The following is a 23286-nucleotide window of genomic DNA, read 5'->3' as shown; positions in this document are numbered from 1 at the left end:
GCTGTCAGCTCGCGTCGTCCAGCGCGTCGAGCCGGTCGAGCACCGTCTGCACCTTCTGCTCGAGCTTGTCCCGCGGTGGCCGGTCGTTGAACGCCAAGGTCGTGATCGCGACGACGTTGCGGCCGATCCTGACGGTCATCAGGTCGAGGTTCATCGTGACGCCCTGGACGGTCCCGGTCGCCCGGAACGCGGCGGCTTCGTCGCCGAGGTCACTGACGTCGGTCGGCTCGACCTGGACCTCGACGCTCGGAGTGCCGGAGCCTCCGAGGGTGAACGCGTGACAGGCGGAGACGGCCTTGAGGCGGGCACGCCACTGCGTCTTCGCCTGCGAGCTGTCGTCGTACGACTCGATGGTGTCGCTCATCGAGGCTTGGTCGGCACGCGTGAACGACGACTCGACCTCGGTCGGGGCCTTGTCGTCCGGCCCCTTCGCCAGCACCGAGCACGACGGGTCGCCCTGGGTGATCGTGATGCCGGCATCCGAGTCGTCGACGGGCTCGGCCTTCCAGTCCGACTCGAAGTCGCCGATCGTGAGCAGCGCCTTCTGCGCCTGGGCCTCGGACAGCGGTGCTGACGGAGCGGGCTGGTCCGACCCGCCGTCGCTGCCGCCACCACCACACGCGGACAGGATGACCAGCGTGCCGATGCAGACGAGCTGGCGGATGCGCATCCCGGGAGCGTAGACCCGGAGGGCAGCTCCCGTCAGACGATTCCCAAGTCCTCCGAGACGACGGTCTTGAGGTGCTTGAGCAGCTCGGACTTGAAGGCGCGCGCCGCCAGAGGCAGCGCCTCGGTGCTGCGGTGGGCGAGGGCGATGACGCGCTCGAGCGAGGGGCTGTCGAGCTGCGTCGCCTTGAGGTGCGGTCGGGTCGTCAGCACCATGCTCGGCACCACGGCATGCCCGAGCCCGGCCTGGACGAACCGCAGCACGGCGCTCATCTCGCCGCCCTCGACCGACAGCTTCGGCTCGAAACCCGCATCGGCACAGGCGCCGAGCGTCACCTCGCGCAGGTCGTAGCCCTCGCGGAACATCACCAGCGGCAGGTCCTCGAGGTCCCGGATCTCCAGGCGGTCGGGGAGGTCGGCGTCGGCCGGGCTGGCGAGGACGAGCCGCTCACGGAGGATCGGCGTCGTCTCGATGTCGGGGTCGGCGTTGTGCAGCGGGACGATCAGCAGCGCGACGTCGAGCCGGCCGTCCGCGAGCTCGCGGGTCAGCACGCGCGAGCCGGCCTCCTGCACCTCGAGCTCGATGTCCGGGTACGACGCGTGGAACTCCTTGAGCGCCTCCGGCAGCAGGCCTTCGCACAGCGACGGCGTCGCGCCCATGCGTACGCGGCCACGGCGCAGCGTCGCGACCTCGCGCACGGTGCGCTCGGCGCTCTCGCTGTCGATCAGGATGCGTTGCGCGTGGGGCAGCAGGGCCTCGCCGGCGCTGGTCAGCTCGATCGCGCCGCGGTTGCGGACGAACAGCGGCGTGCCGAGCGAGTTCTCGAGCACGCGGATCTGCTTGGACAGGCTGGGCTGGGAGACCCCGGTCAGCTCGGCAGCGCGGGTGAAGTGACGGGTCCGGGCGACGGCGACGAAGTAGGCGAGCTGCTGGATCTGCACGCCAGTCACGATAGTCGACGGCTATGAAAGGCGACCTCACAATGACTTGGCGGATGGGTGGGCCACCCTTACTGTGTGACGGTGGCCACACTGCGAACCAGCACTTCGTCTCCGGAAGCCGGCGCCGGCCGGGCTGCGATCGCCGCCCGCACCCTGCGCACCGACCGCTGGTGGATCCCACCGCTGACGACCGCGGTCGGGCTGATCGCCTGGATCACGTACGCCACGGTGCGCGTGTTCATGCAGAAGGACTACTTCGTCGGCGACTACAACTACCTCACGCCGTTCTACTCGCCCTGCATCTCCAACGGTTGCGTCCCCGAGTCCTCGCACTTCGGCACGTTCCTGCCCGACGTCTGGTGGCTGCCCTACGCCGCACTGACCCTGCCGTTCCTGCTGCTGTTCCGCATGACCTGCTACTACTACCGCAAGGCCTATTACCGGGCGTTCTGGTTCTCGCCGCCGGCCTGCGCGGTCGCCGAGCCCCACGCGAAGTACACCGGCGAGACCCGCTTCCCGCTGATCGGCCAGAACCTGCACCGCTACTTCTTCTACGCCGCGGTCCTGATCTCGCTGATCAACACCTACGACGCGATCAAGGCGTTCGAGACCGGTGACGGTGAGTTCGGCATCGGGCTGGGCAACCTCGTGCTGCTCGTCAACGTCGTCGCCCTGTGGGCCTACACCGCGTCGTGCCACTCGTGCCGCAGCATCATCGGCGGCCGGCTCAACCACTTCTCCCAGCACCCCGTGCGCTACAAGCTCTGGGGCTGGGTCACCCGGCTCAACGGCAAGCACATGCAGCTCGCGTGGATCACGCTCGGCACGTTGGCGCTGACCGACTTCTACATCATGGCCGTCTCGGCCGGTTGGTTCTCCGACCCCCGCATCATCAACTGACAAGGATCGTGAATGACGGAGATCGAGCGACTGTCGTATGACGTCATCGTCATCGGAGCCGGCGGCGCCGGCCTGAGGGCGGCGATCGAGGCGCGCGAGCAGGGCAAGAAGACCGCGATCATCAGCAAGTCGTTGTTCGGCAAGGCCCACACCGTGATGGCCGAGGGTGGCTGTGCGGCGTCGATGGGCAACGTCAACGACAAGGACAACTGGATGGTGCACTTCGGTGACACCATGCGGGGCGGCAAGTTCCTCAACAACTGGCGCATGGCCGAGCTGCACGCCAAGGAGGCGCCCGACCGGGTCTGGGAGCTCGAGACCTACGGCGCGGTGTTCGACCGTACGCCCGACGGCAAGATCAGTCAGCGCAACTTCGGCGGCCACACCTATCCACGGCTCGCACACGTCGGCGACCGCACGGGCCTCGAGCTCATCCGTACGCTCCAGCAGAAGATCGTGTCGCTGCAGCAGGAGGACTTCGCCGCGACGGGTGACTACGAGGCCCGCATCAAGGTCTTCGCGGAGTGCACCGTCACCGACCTGACCAAGGACGGCGACCGGATCTCCGGTGCCCTGGCCTACTGGCGCGAGTCCGGTCGCCACCTCGTCTTCGAGGCGCCCGCGATCATCCTGGCGACCGGTGGCATCGGCAAGTCGTTCAAGGTCACCAGCAACTCGTGGGAGTACACCGGCGACGGCCACGCGCTCGCGCTGCGGGCCGGTGCGTCGCTGATCAACATGGAGTTCATCCAGTTCCACCCCACGGGCATGGTCTGGCCGCCGTCGGTCAAGGGCATCCTCGTCACCGAGTCCGTACGCGGTGACGGTGGCGTGCTGACCAACTCCGAGGGCAAGCGCTTCATGTTCGACTACATCCCGGACGTGTTCAAGGCGCAGTACGCGACGACCGAGGAAGAGGCCGACCGCTGGTACACCGACGCGGACAACAACCGGCGTCCTCCCGAGCTGCTGCCCCGCGACGAGGTCGCCCGGGCGATCAACTCCGAGGTCAAGGCCGGCCGTGGCACGCCGCACGGCGGCGTCTACCTCGACGTGTCGAGCCGGCTCAAGGCCGAGGTCATCATCAAGAAGCTGCCGTCGATGCACCACCAGTTCAAGGAGCTGGCTGACGTCGACATCACCAAGGAGCCGATGGAGGTCGGCCCGACGTGCCACTACGTCATGGGCGGCGTCGAGGTCGATCCCGACACGGGTGCCGCCTCGGTCGACGGGCTGTTCGCGGCGGGGGAGTGCTCGGGCGGCATGCACGGCTCCAACCGCCTCGGCGGCAACTCGCTCTCCGACCTGCTGGTGTTCGGCCGCAGGGCCGGCGCGGGTGCTGCGGCCTACATCGACTCCCTCGGCGACCAGCGCCCCGCGATCAGCGACGACGACGTCCAGGTCGCCGCGCGTCGCTCTGTCGCGGCGTTCGGTGACGGGGGCCAGGAGGGCTCCGAGAACCCCTACACGCTGCACCAGGAGCTCCAGCAGACCATGAACGACCTGGTCGGCATCATCCGCAAGGAGGAGGAGATCCAGGAGGCGCTCGACAAGCTCGAAGGCCTCAAGGCGCGCGGCGAGCAGGTCGTGGTCGAGGGCCACCGCCAGTTCAACCCCGGCTGGCACCTCGCGCTCGACCTGCGCAACATGCTGCTGGTCAGCGAGTGCGTGGCCAAGGCGGCGATCCTGCGAACCGAGAGTCGCGGCGGGCACACGCGCGACGACTACCCGACGATGGACGCCGAATGGCGGCACGTCCTGCTGGTCTGCACGCTCAACGACGACGGCACGATCGACGTCGAGCGCCAGGAGCAGATCCCGGTCAGGAGCGACCTGCTCGACCTGTTCGAGAGCGACGAGCTCGGCAAGTACTTCACCACGGCAGAGCTGGGCGGAAGGATCTAGATGGGCAACCAGGAGCACTTCCGCGTATGGCGCGGCGATGACGAGACCGGCGACTTCGTCGACTACGACGTCGAGGTCAACGAGGGCGAGGTCGTCCTCGACATCATCCACCGCATCCAGGCGACCCAGGCCCCGGACCTGGCGGTCCGCTGGAACTGCAAGGCCGGCAAGTGCGGCTCGTGCAGCGCCGAGATCAACGGCCGGCCGCGGCTGCTCTGCATGACGCGCATGTCGACCCTGCCACCGGGTGAGCCGATCGTCGTCACCCCCATGCGTACGTTCCCGGTCATCCGCGACCTCGTGACCGACGTGTCGTTCAACTACGAGAAGGCGCGCGAGGTGCGGGCGTTCGTGCCGCCCGAGGGCGTGGCGCCCGGCGACTACCGCATGCAGCAGGTCGACGTCGAGCGGTCACAGGAGTTCCGCAAGTGCATCGAGTGCTTCCTCTGCCAGGACACGTGCCACGTGCTGCGCGACCACGAGGAGAACAAGCCGGCGTTCGCCGGGCCACGCTTCCTCATGCGGGTCGCCGAGCTCGACATGCACCCGCTCGACGCCGCGGCCGAGCAGGGCCTCAACCGCAAGGAGGCGGCCCAGGACGAGCACGGCCTCGGCTACTGCAACATCACCAAGTGCTGCACCGAGGTCTGCCCCGAGCACATCAAGATCACCGACAACGCGCTGATCCCGCTCAAGGAGCGCGTCGTCGACCTCAAGTTCGACCCGTTGATCCGGCGCAAGAAGCGCGCTGCGAAGGGTTGACCCTGGAGGGCATCGCGAATCGCAGGTTCATAGCCGATGGCTATGAACCCTTCCCTCACTATGCCTTTGCGGAAGTACGCAACCGGTCCTAGGCTGGCGAGTTGTGGCGACTACCCAACTGAGCAAGCGACCGTCGGCCCGTAGGTCCACCGTCGCGCAGAAATACGCGATGGCGGTGTCGGGCCTCATCATGGTGGCCTACCTGCTGGCGCACATGTACGGCAACCTCAAGGCGTTCGCGGGGCCGGACTCGTTCAACGAGTACGCGCACCACCTGCGCACGATGCTGACGCCGATCCTGCCGCGCGAAGGCCTGCTGTGGATCATCCGCGTCGTGCTGCTGGCCGCGGTCCTCATCCATGCCTACACCGCGATCAACCTGTGGCGGCGCAACAAGAAGGCGGCCGGCTACGTCGGCGCCAAGCGCTACCAGACCAAGCAGAACAAGACCGGCATCCAGCGGAGCTATGCGTCGTTCACGATGCGCTGGGGCGGCGTGACGATCGCGCTGTTCATCGTCTTCCACATCCTCAACCTGACGACCAACGACATCCATCCCGGCGGCGCCGCGGACACGCCCTACGGCAAGCTGCACAACAGCTTTCAGAGCTTCTGGGTCCTGCTGGCCTACACCGTCGCGATGATCGCCGTCGGCTTCCACCTGTGGCACGGCTTCTGGAGCGCGCTGACGACCCTGGGCCAGAACTACAGCGCCAAGCGCCGCGACTCGTTCTGGAACTCAGCGGCGATCGCCATTGCCGCGCTCATCACGATCGGCTTCCTCGCGCCGCCGTTCGCCATCTACTTCTTCGGCTTGGGAGGCTGACATGACCACGAACGTCTCCGAACAGTTCCACGCCGTCGGCGAGGACATCCACGACACCAAGGCGCCTGCGGGCCCGATCGAGCGGCGCTGGGACGAGCGCAAGTTCAGCACCAAGCTCGTCAACCCGGCCAACCGCCGCAAGCTCAGCGTCATCGTCGTCGGCACGGGCCTCGCGGGCGCCTCCGCCGCCGCGACCCTCGGCGAGGCCGGCTACCACGTCAAGAGCTTCTGCTACCAGGACAGCCCCCGCCGCGCGCACTCGATCGCGGCGCAGGGCGGCATCAACGCCGCCAAGAACTACCGCAACGACGGCGACAGCATCTACCGCCTGTTCTACGACACGGTCAAGGGCGGCGACTTCCGCGCCCGCGAGTCCAACGTCTACCGCCTCGCCCAGGTGTCGGTGAACATCATCGACCAGTGCGTCGCGCAGGGCGTCCCGTTCGCCCGTGAGTACGGCGGACTGCTCGACAACCGCTCGTTCGGTGGCGTGCAGGTGTCCCGTACGTTCTACGCCCGCGGCCAGACCGGCCAGCAGCTCCTGATCGGCGCCTACCAGGCCCTCGAGCGCCAGATCGCCGCCGGCACCGTCGAGATGAACACCCGGCACGAGATGCTCGAGCTCATCATGATCGACGGCAAGGCCCGCGGCATCATCGTCCGCGACATGGTCAGCGGCGAGATCGAGACCCACACCGCCGACGCCGTGGTGCTGGCGACGGGTGGCTACGGCAACGTGTTCTTCCTGTCGACCAACGCGATGGGCTGCAACGTCACGGCGACGTGGCGCGCGCACCGCAAGGGCGCGTTCTTCGCCAATCCGTGCTACACGCAGATCCACCCGACCTGCATCCCGGTCAGCGGCGACTACCAGTCCAAGCTGACCCTGATGTCGGAGTCGCTCCGCAACGACGGCCGCATCTGGGTGCCCAAGAAGGCCGGCGACGACCGGGCCCCCAGCGACATCCCCGAGGACGAGCGCGACTACTACCTCGAGCGCATCTACCCGGCGTTCGGCAACCTGGTGCCCCGCGACATCGCCTCGCGCGCCGCCAAGTACCAGTGCGACGCCGGCAAGGGCGTCGGCCCCGGCGGGCTCGGCGTCTACCTCGACTTCGCCGACGCCATCGCGCGTCTCGGCCGCCACGAGGTGGAGGCCAAGTACGGCAACCTCTTCGACATGTATGCGCAGATCACGGGCGAGAACCCGTACGAGCAGCCGATGCGCATCTATCCCGCGGTGCACTACACGATGGGCGGCCTCTGGGTCGACTACGACCTGCAGAGCAACCTCGAGGGGCTGTTCGTCGCCGGTGAGGCCAACTTCTCCGAGCACGGCGCCAACCGCCTCGGCGCCTCCGCGCTGATGCAGGGACTGGCCGACGGCTACTTCGTCCTGCCCTACACGATCGCCAACTACCTGGCCGACGGCCCGTACGAGAAGATCGACGACTCGCACCCCGAGGTCGTCGCGGCTCGCACGGCGGTCGAGGAGCGGATCGAGAAGTTCCTGTCGATCAACGGCACCCGCACGGTGGACTCGTTCCACAAGGAGCTGGGCCAGATCATGTGGGACTACTGCGGCATGGAGCGCACCGAGGAGGGCCTGATCAAGGCCATCAGCATGATCCGCGACCTCAAGGCCGACTTCTGGTCCAACGTCAAGGTGACCGGCGTCAACGAGGAGCTCAACCAGACCCTCGAGCGGGCCGGCCGCGTCGCCGACTTCTTCGAGCTCGGCGAGCTCATGTGCATCGACGCGCTCAACCGTCGCGAGTCGTGCGGCGGCCACTTCCGCGCCGAGAGCCAGACCGAGGACGGCGAGGCGCTGCGCCACGACGACGAGTTCGCGTACGTCTCGGCGTGGGAGTTCGGCGAGGAGCAGCCCACGCTGCGCAAGGAACCGCTGGAGTACGAGTACGTCGAGATGAAGTCCAGGAGCTACAAGTGAACATCACCGTCAGGGTGTGGCGTCAGAAGAACGCCGACGACAAGGGCCGGATGGTCACCTACGGCGTCGAGAACGTCAGCGAGCACATGTCGTTCCTCGAGATGCTCGACGTCCTCAACGAGCAGCTCACGCTGGCCGGCGACGACCCGATCGCGTTCGACCACGACTGCCGTGAGGGCATCTGCGGCATGTGCGGCGTCGTGATCAACGGCATCGCGCACGGCCCCGAGGTCACCACGACGTGCCAGCTGCACATGCGCAGCTTCGAGGACGGCGCCGTCATCGACGTCGAGCCGTGGCGCGCGGGCGCGTTCCCGGTCGTCAAGGACCTCGTCGTCGACCGTTCGGCGTTCGACCGCATCATCCAGGCCGGCGGCTACATCAGTGCGCCGACCGGTTCGGCCCCCGACGCCCACGCGGTGCCGGTCCCCAAGGACGATGCCGACCACGCGTTCGACGCGGCGACCTGCATCGGCTGTGGCGCATGCGTCGCGGCGTGCCCCAACGGCTCGGCGATGCTGTTCACGTCGGCCAAGATCACCCACCTCGGTCTGCTGCCCCAGGGTCAGCCCGAGCGCGAGTCGCGGGTCATCGGCATGGTGGAGCAGCACGACCACGAGGGCTTCGGCAGCTGCACCAACATCGGCGAGTGCACGTCGGCGTGCCCCAAGGGCATCCCGCTCGACACGATCGCGCAGCTCAACCGCGACCTGCTCGGCGCCCTGGCGCACGGCAAGGCCTGATCGCCACCTTCTGAAGCGTTGCGCAGGTTCTCCACGCCGGGAACCTGCGCAACGCTTCGAAACCTGGCTAGCGGCGGCGGCGCAGGTAGGCGATGGCCACCACCCCCAGCAGGGGGCCCCAGAGCAGCAGCGGCAGGTAGGCGACCGTCACGATGACCGCCTGCGGCCCGTTGAAGTAGTCGTAGAACTCGGTGCGCGCCATGCCCCAGAACACCCAGGTCCAGAGCGCCGTGAGGAACGTGGCGCCGGTGATGGCCGGGACGAACGCCGCCAGGGGTCGTACGCGTCGCCCGCCGATCAACGGGATCCATCGCGGCGCGACCTCACCCCATGGCTGCACGAGCCCGAGGGTCAGCAGTGCCGCGCCCTCGGACACGACTGACAGCGACACGATGTAGACGCGCATCCAGAACCCACCGACCTCGGCGGTGGTCAGCGGCAGCCCGACCACGAGCGCGATGCGCCAGAGGCCCGACGGCAGGGTGAGGAGCGGGACGAGGTGGGCGACCCGGCGGATCTGCGCTGAGGCCTCAACGGGCCGGGTGTCGAGAGCTGTCATGCGTCCAGCCTGCTCGGCCGCGGCGCCCCACCCATCCCTCCAGCGAGGGAACCGGATCCCTCGTGGGAGCGGGTCCGCCGGTGATAGGAGAGCGTGGCGACGGCCAGCGCGGCACCCCACACGACGTATGCCGGGACGGCGACCCAGAAGAACGCCTCGGGCAGGTCCATCCGGGCATCCGGCGGGAAAGGGTTGCGGCCATGGAGACGCTCGGCGACCATCTGGCCGAGCATGACGCCGAAGTAGAAGACGATCATGACGGAGACGCCCGCGCCCGACCAGAGCACGAGTCGGCGAGGTACGCGGCGCCCGGCGAGGCCCACGACCCAGCGCGGCCACACCATCCCCCAGGAGTGCACGAGCGCAAGCGGCAGCAGCGTTCCGGCGAGCACAAAGCAGCCCTCGAACGCGATGCCCGACAGGGGCGAATCGTCGAACCCCACGACCGCCTGCGCGGCGACCCGCGTCAGGCAGCCGCCCATCGACACGTACGCCGCGACGTATGCCCAGCAGGGCGTGCGGTCCAGAGGGGTCAGCAGCGTCTTCAGGCGGTCCACCGCGGGGATCGCGATGCCGGCCTGCTGCCGGAACGAGCGAGCGGCGAGGCCCAGCAGGACGCCACTGGTCACGCAGGCGACACGGCTGGCCGCGCCCACCGGGTAGCGATCTATCCCCATGCCGGGGAACACGTTGCCGATCAGGTCGAGCACCAGCATGACGGCCGCGGCGGTCAGCGCCAGGGCGACGACCGTCGCGCCGGCCAGCACTGGCACTGCGGCGCGACGGCCCGGGCGCAGCATCATCGCCGCCAGCAGTGCGGCCGCGCCGCAGAGCATGACGCCCCACCAGCCGGTGAAGACGACGAGGTCGCTGCCGATCGCCGAGAGGTGCGAGGGCGCGCCGTCGAGCTGCCAGTACGTACGCACGGCGCCATAGGTCAGCGCCCACAGCAGTGCGGTGCGGGCCAGGATGTTGTGCTGCTCGGTGGGTGACATGGCTCCACCGTCGTGGAACGCGACGCATCCGCCATCGCTCGTGCGGGGGAGGTCGCTGGCGCGTCCGGGGGAGACTCAGCGGGTCGCGATGAACCCTGTTTCGTACGCCTCGATGACCGCCTGGAGCCGGTCGCGGACCCCCAGCTTGGCCAGCACGTTGCTGACGTGGGTCTTGACGGTTTCGACCGTCACGAACAGGGTCTCGGCGATCTCGGAGTTGCTCGCCCCTTGGGCGACGAGGCGCAGCACCTCCTCCTCGCGCTCGGTCAGCGACCACCGTCGGGCTCGCGGCGTGCCGACATGGGTGCGGGCCATCGACCGGATCGCGGCGGGGAACAGCAGCGACTCGCCGCGCGCGACGATGCGGATCGCCTCGACCACCTGCTCGGGTCCAGCGCGCTTGAGCAGGAAACCGCTCGCACCGGCCCGCAGGGCGTCATAGACGTACTCGTCGTTCTCGAACGTCGTGACGACGAGGACGTGCGGCGGCTGGTCGAATGCCGCGAGCAGCAGCTCGGTGGCCCGGATGCCGTCGATGCGCGGCATGCGTACGTCCATCAGCACGACGTCGGGCCGGTGCCGGCGGGCGAGCGGCACGACCTCGGTGCCGTCGACGGCCTCGCCGATGACCTCGAGGTCGGGCTCGGCGTCGACGACCGCGCGCAGGCCGCGCCGGATCAGTGGCTCGTCGTCGACGACCATGACCGTCGTCATGCGCTCGCCCGCATCGTCGCGTCGACGGTCCACAGGCCGCCGACCTCTCGCGCCTCGATCGCGCCGCCGTGGGACCGGGCACGCTCGGCCATCCAGCGGAGGCCCCGGCCGCCTGAGGGCCGGGGAGCCGCGGGCACCGGGGGCACGGGGTTCGAGACGTGCAGGCGTACGACGCCGCCCTCGACAGTGATGCGCAGCGACACCGGGACCGGACCGGCATGCCGCAAGGCGTTGCCGAGCGCTTCTTGCACGACCATGAACGCATCGCTCGACAACGGTTCGGGCAACGAGGCGATCGGGCCGGCGAGCTCGGTGTCGATCACCAGGCCGGCCGCAGCGCTCTGGCTGACCAACGAGTCGATGTCGGTGAGCGTCCGGCGGTGACCTGGCGGCCCCTCGTCGCGCAGTGTCGCCAGCGCGCCGTCGAGGTCGGCCAATGCCTGGCTCGCCGCCGCCTCGACGGCAGCGAGCGACTCCCGGGCGAACTCCGGGTCGGCATCGATCAGCTTGCGCGCTGCCCCCGCCTGCACGGCGACGACGCTGAGGGCGTGGCCGACCGAGTCGTGCAGGTCGCGAGCGAGCCGGTTGCGCTCCGACAGCTCACCGGTGACCCGTTCCATCTCAGCCAGTCGTGCCGTCGACGACCGCCCGAGAAGTCGCGGGGCCGCCCACGACATCAGCGCGCCCAGGCTGGCGGTGCCGTAGGCGAACACGGCGAGGCAGCCGATCCCCAGGAGTCCCATGGCCGGCCACGGCTGGCCCTGCCACGGGCTGTCGCCGCTCAGGTTCACGAGTCCGGTCGCACCGAGCAGGAACGTCACGCCGCTGGGCAGCACGATGATCGTCCCGACGCCGACGAGTCCGCCGCACACGAGGTGCAGCGCGAAGAACGCACCGGCACGCACACGGTCGGCACCGCTGACGGACGCCGGGATCAGCTCGGCGACCAACGGGCCGCGGAGCAGCTGCTTTGCCGCGACGACCTCGAGCTGCCGCACTGCCTCGAGCATCGCGGTCAACGCGATGACCCCGGCCATCATGAGCAGACCGCCCGCGGCCGCGGCTGCGATGGCACCGGTGCCGTCGCCCCAGGCGAGCAGCGAGGGATAGACCCCGACGACGAGATAGGGGGTGAAGACGGCGCCGCCGAGGACGAGGTAGACCCAGCGACGCCACGTCGTGGGCCCCAAGGGTCGCAGGGCGAGACGAGCCGGATTCACGCTTCGATGTTGCCACGAGGTGGCCCTCAGGAGATCCCCTGAGCGAGGGATATCGAACTTGATTAGCATAGGTAATGAGGTATGCTAACGATATGCCCACTGACTCCCACCAGCTCGCTCGGTCGGTGGCCCGTCTCAACCGTCGCCTCCGCCAGGAGCGCCAGACCGACCTGACGCCGACGCAGCTCTCGGTGCTCGGCTCGATCCTCAAGCTCGGGCCGTCCACGCCGAGCGCGATCGCCGCTTTCGAGAGGGTCCAGCCGCCCTCCATCACCCGTACGCTCACGTGCCTCGTCGACGAGGGCCTCGCGATCCGCGAGCCGCACCCCGACGACGGCCGCCAGGTGCTCATCTCGGTGTCCGACAAGGGCGACGCGGTGCTCGCCGAGGAACGCGTACGCCGCGACGAGTGGCTCGCGCAGCGGCTCGCCGAGCTCACCACGGCCGAGCGCAGGACCTTGAGGGAGGCGACCGCACTGCTGGAACGGTTGGCCGCCTCTTGAGCCCCACGTTCCGGGCGCTGTCGATCCGCAACTACCGCATCTATGCGATGGGCGCCCTCGTGTCCAACATCGGCACGTGGATGCAGCGCGTCGCCCAGGACTGGCTGATCCTGCAGCTGACCCACAGCGGCACCGCGCTCGGCATCACGACGGGCCTCCAGCTGTTGCCCGTCCTGCTCTTCTCACCGATCGCCGGCGTCGTCGCCGACCGGATCCCCAAGCGCACGGTCCTGCGGTTCACCCAGACCGCCATGGCCGTACCTGCGGCGGTCCTCGGTGGCCTCGCGATCGCCGGCGTGGTCCAGGCGTGGCACGTGTACGTCCTGGCCTTCGTGTTCGGCATCGGCACGGCGTTCGACGCGCCGGCGCGACAGTCGTTCGTCGTCGAGATCGTCGGCAAGGAGGACCTCGCCAACGCGGTCGGCCTCAACTCCGCGTCGTTCAACTCCGCTCGCATGATCGGCCCGGCCGTCGCCGGTGTCCTGATCGCCGCGCTCGGCTCGGGGGTGCGGGCGACCGGCTGGGTCATCCTGGCCAACGCGATCAGCTACGTCGCGGTCCTCATCTCGCTCCAGCTCCTCGACGGCAGCCGCCTGCGGCCGTCGCCGGTCACCGGCACGCGCAAGGGTGCCGTCCGCGACGGCGTGCGATACGTACGATCACGCCCCGATCTCATCCTGATCCTGACCTGTGTCTTCTTCGTGGGCACGTTCGGCATGAACTTCCAGATGACGAGCGCCCTGATGGCGACCGAGGTGTTCCACAAGGGCGCGGGGGAGTACGGCATCCTTGCGTCGATCATGGCGGTCGGCTCGTTGATCGGATCGCTCCTCGCGGCGCGGCGCTCGCGCCCCCGTCTGGCGTTCGTCGTGCTTGCCGGCGCCGCGTTCTCGGTCGTCGAGATCGTCTCGGGGCTGATGCCCGGCTACACCTCGTTCGCCGCGATCCTGCCCCTGCTGGGGCTGTGCGCCCTCACGATGATCACCTCGGCCAACGCGATGATGCAGATGACGACGAGCGCGATGATGCGCGGCCGGGTCGCGGCGCTCTACCTCATGATCTTCATGGGCGGCACGCCCCTCGGCGCCCCCCTGATCGGCTGGGTGGGCGAGGAGTTCGGCGCCCGCTGGATGCTGATCGGCGGTGGCGCCGTGTCGCTGCTGGGCATCACGATCGGAACGCTGTGGTACCTGCACAGGCAGGACATCCATCGGCCGGAGCTCGAGACGTTCGCACGGGACATGCGCTGGCCCGTGCGACGTCCCGTCGGGGTGACGGCGCCCGGTGGACGGACCACGTGGTCGAGCACGTCCCAGGCGTCCACGCGCGGGCAGTAGTGCCGGGGCACCCGTGAAACAGCGATATCCTGAGCAGATGCCCTTGTCCGACGCCCTCGCGCGCTCCGTCGACGTGGTCACGCCTGACCTCATCGAGGTGCGCCGTGAGCTGCACGCCTACCCCGAGCTCTCGTGGCACGAGGAGCGTACGACCGACGTGGTCGCGACGTGGATGGACAAGAGCGGCATCACCTACGAGCGGTTCGAGGGCACCGGGCTGATGGCCGAGATCGGCCCCGACGGCGGACCGATCGTCGCGCTGCGTGCCGACCTCGACGGGCTCCCCGTCGTCGACACGTCGCAGGACCCGTGGAAGTCGAGCGTCCCCGGTGTCTCGCACTCCTGCGGCCACGACGTCCACGTCGCCGCCCTCCTGGGTGCTGCTGTGGCGCTGGCCCAGGCTGATGCGGAGGAGAAGCTCCCCGTCCGCGTACGCCTGATCTTCCAGCCCGCCGAGGAGGTCATGCCCGGCGGCGCGCTCAAGCTCCTGGCCGCAGGCGCGTTGCGCGGCGTCTCGCGCATCTTCGCGCTGCACTGCGACCCTTCGCTCGACGTCGGTCACGTCGGGCTGCGCGAAGGTCCCATCACCGGGGCGTCCGACCACATCCACGTGCAGCTCAGCGGTCGCGGTGGCCACACCTCGCGCCCGCACCTCACGGAGGACCTCACCTACGCGCTCGGCAGCCTGCTGACGCAGCTGCCGGCGGTGCTGTCCCGGCGCTTCGATCCCAGGGCCGGCGCCAGCATGGTGTGGGGCCAGATCCACTCCGGCAACGCCGCCAACGTCATCCCGTCGACCGGCGAGCTGAGCGGCACGCTCCGCATGCTCGACGCCGCGGCGTGGCACCAGGCCGAGCACCTGGTCCGGGGCCTCATCAGCGACATCATCGAGCCGTTCGGCGTCAGCGCCGACGTGACCTACACCCGTGGCGTCCCGCCGGTCGTCAACGACTTCGGCGCCACCGAGATCATGCGCCGCGCGGTCACGCAGGCCATCGGCCCGAGCGGTGTCGCGTCGACCGCGCAGAGCCTCGGCGGCGAGGACTTCGCCTGGTACGTCGAGGCGGTGCCCGGCGCGATGGGCCGGCTGGGCACGCGTACGCCCGACGGTCCGACGTACGACCTGCACCAGGGCAACCTGAGGGTCGACGAGCGCGCGATCGCGATCGGTGCCAAGGTCCTCGCGTGTGCCGCAGTGTCCTGAGCCTCCCCGCTCGCGTATGACAAATCGGTTACGACTGGGCTGAATGTCCTCGACAGGCTCCCGCATGGCCTGCGGGACAACTAGGGTCTGAGGACGTGCCGGGCTCCCCGGCTCTACCGAGGAGGAATTTTGCGTCGATTGACCAAGCTTTCCGCCGTCGCAGCCGTTGCCGCGCTCGCTCTCGCGGGCTGTGGAAGCAGCGACAGTGGCGGCAGTGACGGCGGCAGCGACAAGCCCGCCGCCAGCAAGGATGTCTGCAAGACCGCGAAGGGCGATGGACCCAAGATCGGTCTCGCCTACGACGTCGGCGGACGTGGCGACCAGTCGTTCAACGACTCGGCATATGTCGGTCTCAAGAAGGCCGTCGAAGAGTTCGACGGTTCGTGCGTCGAGGGCGAGGCCAGCGACGGCGAGCCCGAGTCTGCCCGTGAGGACCGCCTGCGCAACATGGCAGACAGCGGCGCCACGGCGATCGTCGGCGTCGGCTTCGCCTACAGCGACTCCGTCAACGCGGTGGCCCCCGACTACCCGAAGGTCAACTTCGCGATCGTCGACGGTTTCGACCCCGACACCAAGCCCAACGACAACGTCGCCTACCTGACGTTCGCGGCCAACGAGGGCTCCTACCTCGTCGGTGTCGCGGCTGCCGAGAAGACGAAGACCGGCACGATCGGCTTCGTCGGCGGCGTGCACAACGACCTCATCAAGGGCTTCGAGGCCGGCTACGTTGCTGGTGCCAAGGCCGCCAAGCCCGACATCAAGGTCGACGTCGCCTACATCCAGGAGTCGGACCTCAAGGGCTTCGGCGACCCGGCCGGCGGCAAGGCTGCTGCGACGGGTGAGTTCGACAAGGGTGCCGACGTCGTCTACCACGCCTCGGGCGCTTCGGGCTCCGGTGTCTTCGACGCCGCGGTCGAGGCCGGCGATGGCAAGTGGGCCATCGGCGTCGACTCCGACCAGTACCTGACGGCGACGACCGCCCAGAAGGCGCACATCCTGACCTCGGCGCTCAAGCGCGTCGACGTCGCGACGTACGACTTCATCAAGACGGTCAACGACGGCAAGCCGGCGACGAGCTACACGACGTACGACCTGAAGAACGACGGCGTCGGCTACGCGACGTCCGGTGGTTTCATCGACGACATCAAGTCCGACATCGACGGCTACAAGGCCAAGATCGTCAGCGGCGAGATCAAGGTCCCGACGAAGCCGTAAGCAGCACCCGCACGACCCAGAACCTGGGCCGGACGCAAACCGCGTCTGGCCCAGGTTCGACCCTTTTGCGTGCCGTAGAGTCCTTCCGAGACGTGAGCAAGGAGCACCAGTGACCCAGGAGAGTGTGGCCGTAGAGCTGCGCGGGATCGGCAAGCGGTTTCCCGGCGTGATCGCCAACCACGATGTCGACCTGACGATCAGGGCCGGCACGGTCCACGCACTGATCGGGGAGAACGGCGCCGGCAAGTCGACGCTCATGAAGATCCTCTACGGCGTGCAGAAGCCCGACGACGGCACGATCTCGATCAACGGTCGCGAGGTCGCCCTCCGCACTCCCACCGACGCGATCGCCAACGGTGTCGGCATGGTCTTCCAGCACTTCATGCTCGCCGACAACCTCACGGTGCTCGAGAACATGGTGCTCGGCGCCGAGAAGCTGCACGGCATCGGCGACCGCGCCCGGGCCGAGATCCGGCGCATCTCCGACGCCTTCGGCTTCGGGCTCCAGCCCGACGTCCTGGTCGAGAAGCTCGGCGTCGCCGACCGGCAGCGCCTCGAGATCGCCAAGGTCCTCTATCGCGGTGCCCGCATCATCATCCTGGACGAGCCGACCGCGGTCCTTGTGCCGCAGGAGGTCGACGCGTTGTTCGCCAACCTGCGCGAGCTGCGCAACGCCGGCAACGCGGTCCTGTTCATCTCGCACAAGCTCGACGAGGTGCTCGACATCGCCGACGACATCACGGTCATGCGCCGCGGCACGACGGTCGGCACCGCCGATCCCCGCACGACGACCAAGCGCGAGCTCGCCGAGCTGATGGTCGGCTCCGAGCTGCCGTCGCCCGAGACCGAGGAGTCGACCGTGACGGACACGGTGCAGCTCACCCTCGCCGACGTGACGCTGGCCGACGAGTTCGGCCGCAACCTGCTCACCGATGTCTCGCTGTCGATCCGCCGTGGCGAGATCCTCGGGATCGCCGGGGTCGAGGGCAACGGCCAGGCCGAGCTCGTCGAGACCATCATGGGCATGCGCATCCCGGGAGCCGGCAGGATCCACCTCGGCACCGAGGACGTCACGCACTGGCACACCCGCAAGCTCCGTGAGGCCGGCATCGGCTACATCCCCGAGGACCGTCACCGCCACGGCCTCCTTCTCGACGCGCCGCTCTGGGAGAACCGCATCCTGGGCCACCAGACCCAGGCGCCCAACGCCAAGGGACCGTGGATCAACCGGTCGGGGGCTCGCAAGGACACCCAGCGCATCGTCACCGAGTACGACGTACGCGCGCCCGGCATCGACACCCCTGCGCGGGCGCTGTCCGGCGGCAACCAGCAGAAGCTCATCGTCGGCCGCGAGATGAGCGGCGACCCGGTGCTGCTGATCGCCTCGCACCCGACCCGCGGCGTCGACGTCGGCGCCCAGGCCGCGATCTGGGACCACATCAAGCGGGCACGCCGTGCCGGCCTGGCCGTGCTGCTGATCTCGGCAGACCTCGACGAGCTGATCGGCCTGTCAGACACGATCCAGGTGATCCTGCGTGGCCGGCTGGTCGGCACCTTCGATCCCGCGAGCGTCACGCCGCAGGACCTCGGTGCCGCGATGACCGGCGGTGAGGCAGCATGAAGTCCTTCAACCCACGCGCGATCGGCCTGGCCCTGCTCGGCCCCGCCATCGCGATCGTCGCCAGCGTCCTGGTCACGACCCTCGTCATCGCCGCCGTGGGCAGCTCGCCCGGAGACTTCTGGTCGACGATGTTCGACTTCCCCAAGCCCCGTTCACGCGTCGACATCATCAACCAGACGGCGATGATCTACACCGCAGCGGTGGCGGCGGCGATCGGCTTCCGCATGGGGCTGTTCAACATCGGCCTCGAGGGCCAGTACACCCTGGCCTCGTACGCCGCCGCTGCCTTCGCCGGCGGCGCCTACCTCAGCGGCTTCGCCAACGTCTTCGTGTCGCTGCTGATCGCGATCGCGGTCGGCGCAGCGTGGTCGGCCATCGCGGGCATCCTCAAGACGACCCGCGGCGTCAGCGAGGTCATCTCCACGATCATGCTCAACTCGATCGCGATCACGCTGGTCGGCTACCTGCTCAACAAGTACGGCGTGCACGAGGGCAACACGGTGCACACGACGCGGATCGACCTGGTCAGCGGCTGGACACCGTTCGAGAACCGCGACGGCGAGATCTGGACGCTCGTGATCATCGCGATCCTCGCCGGAGTCGGCTTCTGGGTCCTGCTCAACAAGACCCGTTTCGGCTTCGACCTGCGCGCCAGCGGCCAGTCCGAGACGGTGGCCAAGGCCTCCGGTGTCAACCCGCACCGCATGATCATCACGGCGATGGCGCTCTCGGGTGGCGTTGCGGGACTCATCTGGATGCCGGCGCTGTTCGGCAAGGCCACCAACTTCGGCCTCGGCACGACGTTCCAGGCGGGCCTGGGCTTCCTCGGCATCGCGGTCGCGCTGCTGGGCCGCAACCGGCCGATCGGCATGCTGTTCGGCGCCCTGCTGTTCGCCTACCTCTCGGTCAAGTCCAATGACCTGACGTTCGCCACGGACGTCTCGCCCAGCATCGTGCAGATCACGCAGGGTGTCGCGGTCCTCGCAGTCGTCGTGGCCTACGAGGTGGTGCGCCGATGGCGCGCCCGGCTCGAGCAACGGGTCGTGTCACAAGAGCTCGGCACTGCTACGGAGGCGACGGCATGACGACGACCACCACGACGCCAGGTCCCGTCACCCGCGTCCGCAACGCCGCTCGCGCCAACTGGCTGTTCATCGCCCTGGGCGCGGTCGCGGTCGTGTCCCTGGTCCGCATCGTGACCGACACCAACGACCTGACGTCGGTCGGCACGATCCGCGCCGCGATCATCGCCACCTGTCCCATCCTCATGGCGGGTCTCGGCGGGCTCTGGGCGGAGCGCGCCGGCGTCGTCAACATCGGCCTCGAGGGCCAGATGGTGCTCGGCACCTGGGGCGCGGCGTTCTTCACCTACCACTCGGGCAGCCCGTGGGTCGGCATCCTCGGTGCCGCCCTGCTCGGCATGATCGGTGGCCTGCTCCACGCGATCGCGACGGTGACGTTCGGGGTCGACCACATCGTCTCGGGTGTCGCGATCAACCTGATCGGAGTCGGGGCGACGACCTATCTCGCCGAGGCGACGTTCACGGATCTCGAGGGAGGCGGGCCGCGCCAGCTGATCGGCCTGCCGACCCCCACGACGATCGACCGGATCCCCGGCATCTCGGGCTCGGCGGCCGACCTGGCCGACAAGCACTGGTTCTTCATCTCCGACGTCGCGTCGTTCGTGGCCGCGCTGACGACCAAGATCTCGCTGCTGAGCCTCGTGATCTTCGCGCTCGTCGTGGCATCGGGATGGATCCTGTGGAAGACGTCGTTCGGCTTGCGGCTGCGTTCGTGCGGTGAGAACCCGCAGGCGGCCGAGACCCTCGGCGTCAACGTCTACCTCTACAAGTACGTGGCGGTCCTGATCTCGGGTGCCATGGCCGGCATCGGCGGCGGGTTCCTCGCCCTCGTGGCCTCGAGCGGCTTCAGCACCAACCAGACCAACGGCCGCGGCTACATCGGCCTGGCCGCGATGATCTTCGGCAACTGGCGACCCGGCGGACTCCTGGCCGGTGCGCTCACGTTCGGCTACACCGACTCGCTGCGGCTGCGCGACACGCACGCGGTGCACTCGCTGCTGCTGCTCGTCGCCGTGGCGCTGATCGCGATCACGGTGCTCCGAGTCGTCCGCAGGCAGATCGCCGGTGCCGTGGCCATGGCGGTGCCAGGTGCGGCTCTGCTCGTGTGGTTCCTCTCGACCGACAGCGTCCCGCGCGACTTCACGAGCATGACGCCGTACGTCACGACGTTGTTCGTCCTGGCGCTCGGCACGCAACGCCTACGCATGCCCGCGGCCGACGGCCGGCCCTACCGCAAGGGCAGTGCGGGTTGATGGCACTGGGGATCTCGGGTCCGGACGACCCGATCGACTGGGACTCACTCGCGAAGTACGCGACCGAGGTGATGGGCCGGGCCTACGCGCCCTACTCCAACTTCAAGGTCGGCGTCGCGGGACTCGTCGACGACGGGCGGGTCGTGCTGGGCTGCAACGTCGAGAACGCCGCCTACGGCGTCGCGCTGTGCGCGGAGTGCGGCATGGTCTCGGCTCTCCACGCGACCGGTGGCGGACGGCTGATCGCGGTGGCCTGCGTCGACGCCAAGGGGGCTCCGCTGATGCCGTGCGGGCGCTGCCGCCAGCTCCTGTGGGAGAACGGCGGACCGGACATGCAGCTCATGACGCCGAGCGGGGTCAAGACCATGACCGAGGTGCTTCCCGACGCCTTCGGGGCCGACGACCTGGATCAGCGTTGACCCGTTACGCGGTCCAGCTCGACCCCGGCAACCCCGACTTCCTGCACGATCCCTACCCGGTCCTCGCAGCGCTGCGAGCCACGGGGCCGGTGCTGTGGCACGAGCCGATGGGGGTGTGGCTCGCGACGACCCACGAGGCGGTCAGCCAGGTCCTGCGCAACCGGGCGTTCGGCCGGCTCTGGACCGACTGGGAGCCCGCAGCGCAGATGGAGCCGTTCAACGCGCTCCACCGCAACCAGATGATGGAGAACGAGCCGCCCGAGCACACGCGCCTGCGGCGACTCGTGGCCGGAGCTTTCGGCCGGGGCCACGTGGAGCGCATGCGACCCAGGATCGAGGAGCTCGCCGCATCCATGGTCGAGGAGCTCGGCGACCGCTTCGACGTGCTCGGGGACTACGCAGAGCCCATGCCCGTCTACGTCATTGCCGACCTCCTGGGCGTGCCGCGCGAGGACCACGTACGTCTGCGGGCCTGGTCGCAGGCCATCGTCCACATGTACGAGCCCAACGTCAGTGCCACGACCAGGGCCAAGGCCATCGAGGCGAGCACGGCGTTCTCCGACTACGTACGCGCTGTCGTCGCGGAGCGGCGGACCAACCTCGGCGAGGACCTGATCAGCGACCTGATCACCGAGCGCGGCCGAGGAGCCAAGCTCAGCGACGACGAGCTCGTCGCGTCGGTCGTGCTGCTGCTCAACGCCGGCCACGAGGCGTCGGTCAACGTGTTCGGCAACGGCATCCACGCGCTGCTGAGCCATCCGGAGCAGCTGGCGCGGGTGACCTCGGGGGAGGTGCCTGTGGAGGTGGCGCTCGAGGAGCTCATCCGCTACGACGCGCCCCTGCAGCTGTTCGAGCGTACGGCCACCAGGAACGTCAAGGTGTGCGGCGAGACGATCAAGGCCGGGCAGAAGATCGCCTGCCTGATGGGCTCGGCCAACCGTGACGCCGATGCCTTCGACGACGCGGACACGTTCGACGTCGGCCGCGACCCCAACCCCCATGTCGGCTTCGGCATGGGCCTGCACTTCTGCCTCGGAGCGCCGCTCGCGCGGCTCGAGCTGCAGATCAGCCTGAAGACACTGCTCGACCGCTTCCCCCACCTCGCGTTGGCGGGAGAGGCGCCGCGCCGCCCGACGTGGGTGCTGCGCGGCTTCGAGCGCATCGAGGTCCTAGGAGGACACGCATGACCGAACCCTTTGACGCTGTCGAGGTCATCGCGGCCAAGCGTGACAAGCACGAGCTCGACGACGCGCAGATCGACTGGGTCGTCGACGCCTACACCCGCGGCGTCGTCGCCGACGAGCAGATGTCGGCGCTCGCGATGGCGATCCTGCTCAACGGCATGAACCGCCGCGAGATCAGCCGCTGGACCGGCGCGATGATCGCGAGCGGTGAGCGCATGGACTTCTCGTCGCTGTCGTGGCGCACCGCCGACAAGCACTCGACCGGCGGCGTCGGCGACAAGATCACCCTCCCTCTCGCGCCACTGGTGGCGGCCTGCGGCATCGCGGTGCCGCAGCTCTCAGGCCGAGGGCTGGGCCACACCGGCGGCACGCTCGACAAGCTCGAGGCGATCCCGGGGTGGCGCGCGGCCCTCACGAACGACGAGATGATGGCGCAGCTCGAGGACGTCGGCGCGGTGATCTGCGCCGCGGGCCCGGGCCTCGCGCCGGCCGACAAGAAGCTCTACGCCCTGCGGGATGTCACCGGCACGGTCGAGGCGATCCCGTTGATCGCCAGCTCGATCATGAGCAAGAAGATCGCCGAGGGCACGGGTGCGCTGGTGCTCGACGTCAAGGTCGGCTCGGGCGCCTTCATGAAGTCTGAGCCCATGGCGCGGGAGCTCGCTGAGACGATGGTCAGCCTCGGCAATGACGCGGGCGTCACGACGGTCGCGCTCCTCACCGACATGTCGACCCCGCTGGGCCTCACCGCGGGCAATGCCTGCGAGGTCGCCGAGTCCGTCGAGGTGCTCGCGGGCGGTGGCCCGGCCGACGTCGTCGAGCTGACTGTCGAGCTGGCGCGCGAGATGCTCGCCGCCGCAGGCAAGGACCACGTGGACCCTGCGGACGTGCTCGCCTCAGGCGGGGCGATGGACGTGTGGAAGCGGATGATCTCGGCCCAGGGCGGCGATCCCGATGCTCCGCTGCCCAGTCCCAAGGAGACGCACGTGATCACCGCCCCGGCTTCGGGCACGCTGACCCGTCTGGACGCCCTCAGCGTCGGTGTGGCGGCGTGGCGGCTCGGCGCGGGCCGATCCCGCCCAGGCGAGCAGGTGCAGGCGGCAGCGGGCGTCGTGATGCATGCCAAGCCCGGCGACCAGGTCACCGCCGGCCAGCCGCTCCTGACGCTGCAGACCGACACCCCCGAACGGTTCGAGCGCGCGGTTGCCGCCCTCGACGGCGGGTACGACATCGGGGCGGGTCGCGTCGACTCGTCCTCGGTCGTCATCGACCGGATTCGTTAGGT

At 68.9% G+C, this 23286-nt stretch carries 22 protein-coding genes; 16 read left to right on the top strand and 6 right to left on the bottom strand.

Features of this window, described 5'->3' with window-relative positions:
* Positions 1-4: 4 nt before the first annotated feature.
* On the bottom strand, positions 5-670 hold the full coding sequence (locus ASC61_RS02775) for a hypothetical protein (RefSeq protein WP_056209032.1): 666 nt from the start codon (positions 668-670) through the stop codon (positions 5-7).
* 32 nt (positions 671-702) lie between these two features.
* Positions 703-1608, bottom strand: coding sequence for a LysR family transcriptional regulator (locus ASC61_RS02770; RefSeq protein ID WP_056209029.1), 906 nt, complete (start codon positions 1606-1608; stop codon positions 703-705).
* An 81-nt stretch (positions 1609-1689) separates the two neighbouring features.
* Between ASC61_RS02770 and ASC61_RS02765 the strand changes: the two genes are divergently transcribed.
* The 6 genes from ASC61_RS02765 (at position 1690) to ASC61_RS02740 (ending at position 8695) form a co-directional block, all read left to right on the top strand.
* Positions 1690-2508: a hypothetical protein gene (locus ASC61_RS02765; protein WP_056215211.1), complete on the top strand. Its 819-nt coding sequence runs from the start codon at positions 1690-1692 to the stop codon at positions 2506-2508.
* A gap of 12 nt (positions 2509-2520) precedes the next feature.
* On the top strand, positions 2521-4413 hold the full coding sequence (locus tag ASC61_RS02760) for a fumarate reductase/succinate dehydrogenase flavoprotein subunit (protein WP_056209026.1): 1893 nt from the start codon (positions 2521-2523) through the stop codon (positions 4411-4413).
* Positions 4414-5175 (top strand): succinate dehydrogenase/fumarate reductase iron-sulfur subunit, encoded by a 762-nt coding sequence (locus ASC61_RS02755; protein WP_056209023.1) that lies wholly within the window; start codon positions 4414-4416, stop codon positions 5173-5175.
* A gap of 103 nt (positions 5176-5278) precedes the next feature.
* A complete protein-coding gene (locus tag ASC61_RS02750; RefSeq protein ID WP_082530413.1) occupies positions 5279-6001 on the top strand; it encodes a succinate dehydrogenase cytochrome b subunit in 723 nt (240 codons plus the stop codon).
* Between the two features lies 1 nt (position 6002).
* Positions 6003-7952, top strand: coding sequence for a fumarate reductase/succinate dehydrogenase flavoprotein subunit (locus tag ASC61_RS02745; protein ID WP_056209018.1), 1950 nt, complete (start codon positions 6003-6005; stop codon positions 7950-7952).
* Complete coding sequence (locus tag ASC61_RS02740; RefSeq protein ID WP_056209014.1) at positions 7949-8695, top strand: succinate dehydrogenase/fumarate reductase iron-sulfur subunit; 747 nt, start codon at positions 7949-7951, stop codon at positions 8693-8695. The genes ASC61_RS02745 and ASC61_RS02740 overlap by 4 nt, the downstream gene beginning before the upstream one ends.
* A 67-nt stretch (positions 8696-8762) precedes the next feature.
* Here ASC61_RS02740 and ASC61_RS02735 read toward each other — a convergent pair whose 3' ends face one another.
* The 4 genes from ASC61_RS02735 to ASC61_RS02720 form a co-directional block, all read right to left on the bottom strand.
* Complete coding sequence (locus tag ASC61_RS02735; protein ID WP_056209011.1) at positions 8763-9254, bottom strand: hypothetical protein; 492 nt, start codon at positions 9252-9254, stop codon at positions 8763-8765.
* On the bottom strand, positions 9251-10249 hold the full coding sequence (locus ASC61_RS02730; RefSeq protein ID WP_056209008.1) for a hypothetical protein: 999 nt from the start codon (positions 10247-10249) through the stop codon (positions 9251-9253). The genes ASC61_RS02735 and ASC61_RS02730 overlap by 4 nt, the downstream gene beginning before the upstream one ends.
* A 75-nt stretch (positions 10250-10324) precedes the next feature.
* A complete protein-coding gene (locus tag ASC61_RS02725) occupies positions 10325-10963 on the bottom strand; it encodes a response regulator (RefSeq protein ID WP_056215208.1) in 639 nt (212 codons plus the stop codon).
* On the bottom strand, positions 10960-12183 hold the full coding sequence (locus ASC61_RS02720) for a sensor histidine kinase (protein ID WP_162243635.1): 1224 nt from the start codon (positions 12181-12183) through the stop codon (positions 10960-10962). The genes ASC61_RS02725 and ASC61_RS02720 overlap by 4 nt, the downstream gene beginning before the upstream one ends.
* Before the next feature lie 92 nt (positions 12184-12275).
* Here ASC61_RS02720 and ASC61_RS02715 point away from each other — a divergent pair, with 92 nt between their 5' ends.
* From ASC61_RS02715 to ASC61_RS02670, 10 genes are all read left to right on the top strand, one after another.
* Complete coding sequence (locus tag ASC61_RS02715) at positions 12276-12686, top strand: MarR family winged helix-turn-helix transcriptional regulator (protein ID WP_056209004.1); 411 nt, start codon at positions 12276-12278, stop codon at positions 12684-12686.
* Positions 12683-14023 carry an MFS transporter gene (locus ASC61_RS02710; protein ID WP_056208994.1) on the top strand — a complete coding sequence of 447 codons (1341 nt, stop codon included), beginning with the start codon at positions 12683-12685 and terminating at the stop codon, positions 14021-14023. The genes ASC61_RS02715 and ASC61_RS02710 overlap by 4 nt, the downstream gene beginning before the upstream one ends.
* A 37-nt stretch (positions 14024-14060) precedes the next feature.
* Positions 14061-15227 (top strand): amidohydrolase, encoded by a 1167-nt coding sequence (locus tag ASC61_RS02705; RefSeq protein WP_056208991.1) that lies wholly within the window; start codon positions 14061-14063, stop codon positions 15225-15227.
* 138 nt (positions 15228-15365) lie between these two features.
* Complete coding sequence (locus tag ASC61_RS02700; RefSeq protein WP_235503463.1) at positions 15366-16442, top strand: BMP family lipoprotein; 1077 nt, start codon at positions 15366-15368, stop codon at positions 16440-16442.
* A gap of 109 nt (positions 16443-16551) precedes the next feature.
* Positions 16552-18063 (top strand): ABC transporter ATP-binding protein, encoded by a 1512-nt coding sequence (locus ASC61_RS02695; protein WP_056208986.1) that lies wholly within the window; start codon positions 16552-16554, stop codon positions 18061-18063.
* Positions 18060-19148, top strand: a complete 1089-nt coding sequence (locus ASC61_RS02690) for an ABC transporter permease (protein WP_056208984.1) — start codon at positions 18060-18062, stop codon at positions 19146-19148. The genes ASC61_RS02695 and ASC61_RS02690 overlap by 4 nt, the downstream gene beginning before the upstream one ends.
* Positions 19145-20398 carry an ABC transporter permease gene (locus ASC61_RS02685; protein WP_056208981.1) on the top strand — a complete coding sequence of 418 codons (1254 nt, stop codon included), beginning with the start codon at positions 19145-19147 and terminating at the stop codon, positions 20396-20398. Before ASC61_RS02690 ends, ASC61_RS02685 begins: the two co-directional genes overlap by 4 nt.
* Positions 20398-20817, top strand: a complete 420-nt coding sequence (locus ASC61_RS02680) for a cytidine deaminase (protein ID WP_056208979.1) — start codon at positions 20398-20400, stop codon at positions 20815-20817. The genes ASC61_RS02685 and ASC61_RS02680 overlap by 1 nt, the downstream gene beginning before the upstream one ends.
* Positions 20814-22004 (top strand): cytochrome P450, encoded by a 1191-nt coding sequence (locus tag ASC61_RS02675; protein ID WP_056208976.1) that lies wholly within the window; start codon positions 20814-20816, stop codon positions 22002-22004. Before ASC61_RS02680 ends, ASC61_RS02675 begins: the two co-directional genes overlap by 4 nt.
* On the top strand, positions 22001-23284 hold the full coding sequence (locus ASC61_RS02670) for a thymidine phosphorylase (protein ID WP_056208973.1): 1284 nt from the start codon (positions 22001-22003) through the stop codon (positions 23282-23284). The genes ASC61_RS02675 and ASC61_RS02670 overlap by 4 nt, the downstream gene beginning before the upstream one ends.
* Positions 23285-23286 lie beyond the last annotated feature (2 nt).

It is taken from the genome of Aeromicrobium sp. Root344, from assembly GCF_001425755.1.
Taxonomy (GTDB): domain Bacteria; phylum Actinomycetota; class Actinomycetes; order Propionibacteriales; family Nocardioidaceae; genus Aeromicrobium.
Note: the sequence above shows the minus strand (reverse complement) of the source record. Positions and strands in the feature narration are given on the sequence as shown.

Excerpts from the sequence above, each read along its gene's own strand:
- ASC61_RS02690 (WP_056208984.1), top strand. The coding sequence starts at position 18,060 with ATGAAGTCCTTCAACCCACGCGCGATCGGCCTGGCCCTGCTCGGCCCC.
- ASC61_RS02705 (WP_056208991.1), top strand. The coding sequence starts at position 14,061 with ATGCCCTTGTCCGACGCCCTCGCGCGCTCCGTCGACGTGGTCACGCCT.
- ASC61_RS02730 (WP_056209008.1), bottom strand. The coding sequence starts at position 10,249 with ATGTCACCCACCGAGCAGCACAACATCCTGGCCCGCACCGCACTGCTG.
- ASC61_RS02735 (WP_056209011.1), bottom strand. The coding sequence starts at position 9,254 with ATGACAGCTCTCGACACCCGGCCCGTTGAGGCCTCAGCGCAGATCCGC.
- ASC61_RS02715 (WP_056209004.1), top strand. The coding sequence starts at position 12,276 with ATGCCCACTGACTCCCACCAGCTCGCTCGGTCGGTGGCCCGTCTCAAC.
- ASC61_RS02775 (WP_056209032.1), bottom strand. The coding sequence starts at position 670 with ATGCGCATCCGCCAGCTCGTCTGCATCGGCACGCTGGTCATCCTGTCC.
- ASC61_RS02685 (WP_056208981.1), top strand. The coding sequence starts at position 19,145 with ATGACGACGACCACCACGACGCCAGGTCCCGTCACCCGCGTCCGCAAC.
- ASC61_RS02760 (WP_056209026.1), top strand. The coding sequence starts at position 2,521 with ATGACGGAGATCGAGCGACTGTCGTATGACGTCATCGTCATCGGAGCC.
- ASC61_RS02680 (WP_056208979.1), top strand. The coding sequence starts at position 20,398 with ATGGCACTGGGGATCTCGGGTCCGGACGACCCGATCGACTGGGACTCA.
- ASC61_RS02745 (WP_056209018.1), top strand. The coding sequence starts at position 6,003 with ATGACCACGAACGTCTCCGAACAGTTCCACGCCGTCGGCGAGGACATC.
- ASC61_RS02755 (WP_056209023.1), top strand. The coding sequence starts at position 4,414 with ATGGGCAACCAGGAGCACTTCCGCGTATGGCGCGGCGATGACGAGACC.
- ASC61_RS02670 (WP_056208973.1), top strand. The coding sequence starts at position 22,001 with ATGACCGAACCCTTTGACGCTGTCGAGGTCATCGCGGCCAAGCGTGAC.
- ASC61_RS02725 (WP_056215208.1), bottom strand. The coding sequence starts at position 10,963 with ATGACGACGGTCATGGTCGTCGACGACGAGCCACTGATCCGGCGCGGC.